Source organism: Phenylobacterium sp., assembly GCF_035276905.1.
Classification (GTDB): Bacteria; Pseudomonadota; Alphaproteobacteria; order Caulobacterales; family Caulobacteraceae; genus Phenylobacterium.
The window spans coordinates 24,813-31,505 of sequence record NZ_DATELG010000390.1 but is presented as its reverse complement, the minus strand read 5'-3'; the positions used below and the strand labels follow the sequence as shown (position 1 = coordinate 31,505).

Sequence of the window (6,693 nt, the reverse complement as noted above, 5' to 3'; positions counted from 1 at the left end):
ACCGTTCCGCAAGTTTGAGCTGACAACGCCCTCGACCTTTCTGGCGTCGGCTGCTGGGTCAGCTGCTCACAGCTTGCCAGACGAGCACAGCATTTAGGACAATGATCACGCCGACGATCGCGACGCTGGCGCATCGTGAGCGCCCCGTCGTCGCGCATCTGCTGATAGGCGGCGAGGTGGCTTGCTTCCATGGCGTGGGCTTCGTAGGCGCTTGTGACGCCGCGGCTCGCCGCGCGCCGCTGTCCCAGAAGTCCGCCGCGATACCAGACGCTCTGTTCAGGCATCGGGCTCTTGCCCATGACCCGCGTCAGCCAAAACATGCTGCTGTTGTAGTAGGAGGAGACCCGCCCCCTGAAGATACCAGTCAGCTGTCCGTCGGCGTCCTTTTCCGGGAAGACGTCGTCGATTTCGTCGGGGAGGCTGCTGTCGAAGCCGAAAAGCTTCAGCGCCGCGGAGTTCATCGCGCAGATGTTCGGCGTCACCGGCGCGGCAACTCGTCTCCACTTGGGCGGACGGGGCCCAATCCCGAGCGATCTTTGGGCCAGGACTGACCGCCACTCCGCCAGGGCGGCGGGGCGTCTCCGTTTGTAGACTTCGCGGCTGACGAGGTGGCGCTCCTGGCTGAAGTGGTTGTGGAGGGAGGCGTGGACCGCGCTGACAACGCCTCAGCCTGCTACTTTCGACCGTCCTCTTCCTGCAATCGAGCTCCTTTGACGGCGGGAGTAGCGTTCCATGCGAGCTCGACGTCGGCGACGGGGCGATTCGCCGCCTCATGCGCCCTTGCAGGATCGACGCCGAGCACTCGAAGCTGCATCTCCGCCACCCGGGCCCCCGTTTCAGGGCCAGACTGGCCGGAAAGCCGCGAACGCGCCGCTGCGAACAACATCGAACTGATAATGTGCAGCGTGAAATCATCCTCGTCACTGAATTCGCCAATCTCATGGCCAATACGAACGGTACTTCCTATGTATTGATAAACCCGCGGCCGAAGACTGGGAAGATAGTCGATGGCGCGCAAAACGGCCCAAGCCCAGGTGGGATGGTCGTAGGTAATATCTAGAAATCGCCGCGTCCCCGCCGCAAGTCTGACGACAATATCTTCTTCAGCAAGGCCAGCGGAGTTGATGCTTGCGGATATCTGCTCCATGATATTTATCGCTGTTTCCGCGATAATCTCGGCCCTATCTTTGAAGTGATTGTAGAAGGTGCCGGTGGCGAGGCCCGCCGTGGCCGTTATCTCCATAATCGTCGCGTCATCCGCTCCGCCACCGGCGATCAACTCCGCCGTGGCGTCAATCAATCGCGCCCTTGTACGTTCCCGCTTGCCCTTGCCACGGCTCTGGGCGGCAAATGTCCGCTGCGAATTATATCCCGGCGACACCCGTGGAAGGGCGCCTCGGGCGAGGTCCCCATCCCCATCACTACGACTATCGCTCTTCTTCCTATTCATGTCCCGTTTATACCGTCAAGTGGTTGGCCAACCAAGAGACCCGATCACCTGTTGCAAAGAGGTTTCACGCGACGCTCCCTTGATCGTCGATTAGCAATGGCGAAGATTGTCGACGGATAGCCGTTTATAAGATCGCGCGCACATGTACAGTGATATTCGGTCTCGCCGCTGGATTTGCGTGTGATCGCTTTAACACGGCTTTCGCTAGCAGACGTCATTTCGAGCACAGCGCGAGAGACTGGTGGGCTGATGCCATCGTTGAGCCGCGCGGCCAGCTAGTGGATTGATGCCGGCATAAGAGCATAAGAGCACCCCGTGGGATTCCTGTAGCCTGCATACCGTGTGAGTCTGCGGGCTGCGCACCGGCATCACCGTCCAGCTGAGCCCAACCTGTCGCAAGCGCCGCCGACGATCGCCGACGATCGAACTGACCACAGAAGCACTCCGGGCGCGCCCGCGATAGCCCTGGCCGCGGCCGACAAGGTGGGCGCGATGGAGATTATTCAAACGGCCGCCGTCTGGCGTCGGTAAGACTGTCGCCCGCAGATCAACAAGGACAATGAGCGGCCACCAAGGTCAGGGCGGCGATGGTGTCGGTGCCGACTGCAGCAAGTCTACGCGCCTGCGCGCGACATATCGAGCGTAATCCACCGCAGCTCCGTGAACGCCTCGATGCCTGCGCGGCCACCAAAGCGGCCATAGCCCGAGTTTTTCGTGCCACCGAACGGAACCTGGGGTTCGTCCTGCAACGTCGGGCCGTTAACATGGCAAGCACCAGACTTAATCTGCCGCGCAATTCTGAGACCGCGGACTCCGTCTCGGGTGAAAACCGACGCCGTCAGACCGAAGTCCGAATCATTCGCCAGCTCAATCGCATGAGCTTCATTTCGAGCGCGGCAAACGGCCACGATGGGGCCGAAGCTCTCCTCGCGGAACAGCCGCATGCCCGCAGTGACATGATCGACGACCACCGGCTGGATGATGACGCCCTCGCATTTTTCGCCGAGGATCATTTTTGCGCCCTGCGCGACCGCCGTCTCGGCCAGCGCGTTGAGCCTCGGCGCGACGTCAGCGTCGATCACCGAACCCAGCAGCGCAGCCTTGGCCCCGGGCGGCTCAGCCCTGAAGCCGCCAGCCTTCGCCTTCAGAAGGCCCACAAATCGGTCCGCTACGGCGTCGACGACGATGATCCGTTCCGTCGACATGCATATCTGCCCCTGATTCATGAACGCGCCGAAGGCTGCTGCTTGCGCCGCCGCCTCTAGGTCCGCATCCTCCAGCACAAGCAGCGGCGCTTTCCCGCCCAGCTCGAGCAGCACCGGCTTCAGGTGCTCGGCCGCCCGCTTGGCGATAATGCGTCCGACGTTCGTCGACCCGGTGAAATTGATCCGCCGGACCGCCGGGTGATCGATCAGCGCGCCGACCACCTCGCCCGCGTCCGCGGGCGCATTACTGACGAGGTTGATCACGCCTTCCGGAAAACCGGCGTCGGCGAACAGCTGGAACAGCATCCTGTGGGTCTCCGGACAGATCTCGGACGCCTTGAAGATCACCGTGTTGCCGCAAGCTAGCGGGGTCGCGACCGCTCGCAGCCCAAGGACGATTGGTGCGTTCCACGGCGCGATGCCCAAGACCACGCCGGCCGGCTCTCGGACGGCCAGGGAGAGCCTGGTCGGCTGGTCGGTCGGGATGACTTCGCCTAGCACCTGCGTCGTCAGCGCCGCCGATTCCTGGAGGAGAGCGGCCCCGTGCGCGACGTTGACCCGCGCGAATGCTTCGGTAGCGCCCAATTCCTCGATCATCATCTCGACGAACACGCCGCCCTGATCTTTGAGGCGCTCGGCAACGTCGAGCAGCAGGGAGCGCCGCGCGCTCGGCCCAAAGGCGGCCCATGCGGGCTGCGCGGCGGCGGCGCGGTCTGCAATCGCCCGGGCCTGCTCGACGGTCATCGCCTCGCCTCGCGAAACCACAGCGCCCGTGATCGGATTGGCCCGTTCAAAATAGCGCGTCGGGCGGTCGCCCGACGTCGCCGTTGCGATATTCATCTTCCGATCCTCTCGATACGAATGTCAGCCGCCCCGAGCCTGCAGCGTTCGCGATGACGCGGCGGCCGCCGCCGCGCAGCGGTCATTTTCCCTTGGACCCGCCGCGCTTCTCATAAGCGCCGAGCCCCGGTTTATAGGTCTTATCGTCGATGAACTGCTTGATGCCTTCCGTCTTCGCCTCAGCGTCGTAATAGAAGGCAGCTTCCTGCGCGCGCAGGAGATAATCCTCCGCCTCGTCATAAGTCATGACGCCTACGCGGCGGATGGCGTCCTTGGTCGCCTTCAAAGCGGTGGCGTTCTTCTTGAGAAGTTCCTCGGCAACCGCGGTGACACGGGCTCGCAATTCTGCGGCGGGCACAGCTTCGTTCACCAAGCCCCACTCGGCGGCAGTCTTGCCGTCGATCGCCTCTCCCATCATGGCGTGGTACATCGCCCGCCTAAACGAGAGCAGTTCGACGGCGACCTTCGCAGCGCCGCCGCCGGGCAGAATGCCCCAGTTGATCTCGCTCAGGCCGAATTGCGCTTCCTCAGCTGCGAACGCCAGGTCGCAGCCGAACAAGGGGCCGTAGGCGCCCCCGAAGCACCAGCCATTCACCATGGCGATCGTCGGCTTCTGGTACCAGCGCAGGCGTCGCCACCAGCCGTAGGATTCTCGCTGCGCTCGGCGCACAGCGGCAAGGCCCTCTGACTGGGGAATACGGATATATTCCTGCAGGTCCATGCCCGCCGAAAACGCCGTTCCCGCGCCTGTGAGCACGACGACTCCAACGTCTTCGCTGAACTCGAGTTCGTCGAGAATCTGCATCATGCGCCGATTGAGGACGGGGCTCATGCTGTTTCGCTTGTCGGGCCTGTTGAGGCTTACCCAGGCGACCTTGCGTTCGACCGTACAGGTTGCGACTTGGCTGTCGTGATCACTCATCTTGCTGATCCAGATAGGGGAATGGATTGACCCAATGCGATTGCGCTAGTGCGTGGCGCGTCAGGAAAGCGGCGGAGCCGCAAGGGCGACATCACCGCTTCGGGAGGCCTTTTCAGGCGTCGCACCGTCCACGGCGATAAGCGCGTCGAGCGCGATCACGCCTCCGCCCTTTTCGAAAGCGACCAGGGGATTAATGTCGATCTCCAGGATCTCCGCGCGAGTGGCCATGAGCCGACCGATCCTGGCGACGACCTCAGCGACAGCTTTGAGGTCAGGGGCCGCTTGGCCCCTGAAGCCCTCGAAAAGCGCCGCCGCCTGCAGCTTCAAAAGCTCTTTCTCGATTTCAGAAGGCGCAAGATCGAGCGGGAGCAGGCGCACGTCGCGAAGAAGCTCCACGTAAGTCCCGCCGAGCCCCACCATCAGCACCGCGCCCCACTCCGGGTCCCGCTTGGCGCCGACAACGAACTCGAGCCCCTTGTTCGCCATCTCCTCGACCAGCACCCCGTCGATGGGCAGGTCCGGGTGGCGCCGCCGGACGTTGGCGGTGAGATCCAGGTACGCGCGGCGCAGGGACGGTTCGTCGAGGACGTTGAGCGCGACTGCGCCTGCGTCAGTCTTGTGCGCCAACTCCGCGGACTGAACCTTCAGAACCACGGGGTAGCCGATGGCCGATGCGACCTGCGCCGCTTCGTCTTCGGAGGCGGCGAGCTTGCCCTGCGGCGTCGCGATGCCCAGGGAACGGAGCAGCATCTTGCCGCGCCACTCCGGCAGCACGCCGCAAGGCAGCGTCGGGGCCGCAACGAACGAGACCGGTTCGATGTTCAGGCGAGCGCGCGCCAGCGCCCTGCCGTGATGGGTGACCGCAGCAATCGTGCGCAACGACCGCTCGGGCGAGCGGGTCAAAAGCACCGACTTCTCCCGGGCAAGCGCCTGGAAATTGCCAGGCAGCGGCATTTCTTCGCCAAGGACGGACAGGAGGACCGGCTTGTCGACCCGCTCGATCGCGTCGACCAGAGGTCGGAGCCAGCGAATGGCCATTTGATCGCTGCCTGGGGGAACGGCGACCAGCACCGATCCCATCGCGGGGTCCTTGCTCAGCGCCTCGACGCTATCGGCGATCAACGCAGGGTCAGCGACAGCCCCGGTCGTCAAGTCTATCGGGTTGCTCGGTTCAGGAGAGTAGGGCGGCAGCCGCTGCGACACTGCACCCGCAGCGTCGGGAGAAATCGCGGAAAGCTCGAGGCCGAGGTCGCCACAACAGTCCAACGTGACGGCGCAAAGCGCGCCCGACGTCGTCACGATCGCCGGCGGGTGGGTCGGCAGCTTGGGATAGCGTGACAGAAATTCGGCGCAGTCGACCAGTTCCTCGAGGGTTCTCACCAGAAGCACGCCGGCGTCGCCCGCCAGCGTCGCCATCACGGCGTAGTCTCCAGCGATCGCCCCGGTGTGGGAGGCGGCCGCCTGTTGGGCCTTTCGGCTCCTGCCGGAGTGCATCATGACGATCGCCTTGCCGGCCTTTCGGGCCATGGCGACAGCTTCAAGGAACAGGCGCGGACGGCGAATGTGTTCGGCGTAGAGCGCGATCGTGTCGACGGCGTCGTCATCGGCGAGATAGGCAATATGATCCGCCAGATCGAGGACCGCCTCGTTACCGGTCGAGATGCGATAGGCGACGGGCAGATTGCGGGCTGTGAAGGCGGCGTGCAGATGGACCAGCAACGCGCCGCTCTGCACGACGATCGCCGCGGCAGGCATGTGATCGGATGAGAGACGCTCCGTGCGCGGTCCGGGGATGAACCCGATATCGACGCCGTCGACATAGTTGGTGAAGCCAAAGGCGTTGGGTCCGGCGACGCCGAAATCGGCGCTGTTGACGATCCTTGCCAGCTGATCCTGCGCGGCTTTCGCGTCGTCGCCCATTTCGGCGAAACCGGAAGCGAAGACGACCGCGCCGGCCATGCCCTGGTCAATGCACTGCTGAACGGCGTCGAGAACGCCGGCGGCGGGCATCGTCAGAACCGCCAGATCGATCCCCCTCGGCAACTCCTGGATGCTCGTCACCGTTTGCCTGCCGCCGACTTGGGCAATGGTCCGGCCGACCAGGTGAACGGGCCCTGAGAATCCGTCCCGCTCGAGCAGGGAGGCGGCGATTTGCCCGGTGCTGCCTGGCTTCGAGGATACGCCGATCACGGCCACCGACCTGGGTCGGAGGAGTCGCTCCACGAGCTTCGGTCGCAATACGGACGGGTTGCTGCTTTTCATCTTAAGTTTCCATC

5 protein-coding genes are annotated in these 6,693 nt (G+C 63.8%); all 5 read right to left on the bottom strand.

From position 1 onward, the window contains the following. Positions 1–482, bottom strand: a 482-nt coding sequence (locus tag VJS38_RS18785; RefSeq protein WP_324089673.1) for a hypothetical protein, incomplete at its 3' end; no start/stop codon positions are given. Between the two features lie 191 nt (positions 483–673). Next, on the bottom strand, positions 674–1,300 hold the full coding sequence (locus VJS38_RS18780) for a TetR/AcrR family transcriptional regulator (RefSeq protein ID WP_324089672.1): 627 nt from the start codon (positions 1,298–1,300) through the stop codon (positions 674–676). Positions 1,301–2,064: 764 nt separating this feature from the next. Continuing rightward, positions 2,065–3,495, bottom strand: a complete 1,431-nt coding sequence (locus VJS38_RS18775; RefSeq protein ID WP_324089671.1) for an aldehyde dehydrogenase family protein — start codon at positions 3,493–3,495, stop codon at positions 2,065–2,067. Between the two features lie 82 nt (positions 3,496–3,577). Beyond that, the gene (locus tag VJS38_RS18770) at positions 3,578–4,417 is read right to left on the bottom strand and encodes a p-hydroxycinnamoyl CoA hydratase/lyase (RefSeq protein ID WP_324089670.1); all 840 of its coding nucleotides are present in this window, start codon (positions 4,415–4,417) and stop codon (positions 3,578–3,580) included. Positions 4,418–4,477: 60 nt separating this feature from the next. Beyond that, positions 4,478–6,679, bottom strand: coding sequence for an acetate--CoA ligase family protein (locus tag VJS38_RS18765; RefSeq protein WP_324089669.1), 2,202 nt, complete (start codon positions 6,677–6,679; stop codon positions 4,478–4,480). Positions 6,680–6,693 lie beyond the last annotated feature (14 nt).

Bases quoted from the DNA above. Each gene is read 5' to 3' on its own strand.
- VJS38_RS18775 (WP_324089671.1), bottom strand. From the start codon at position 3,495: ATGAATATCGCAACGGCGACGTCGGGCGACCGCCCGACGCGCTATTTT.
- VJS38_RS18770 (WP_324089670.1), bottom strand. From the start codon at position 4,417: ATGAGTGATCACGACAGCCAAGTCGCAACCTGTACGGTCGAACGCAAG.
- VJS38_RS18765 (WP_324089669.1), bottom strand. From the start codon at position 6,679: ATGAAAAGCAGCAACCCGTCCGTATTGCGACCGAAGCTCGTGGAGCGA.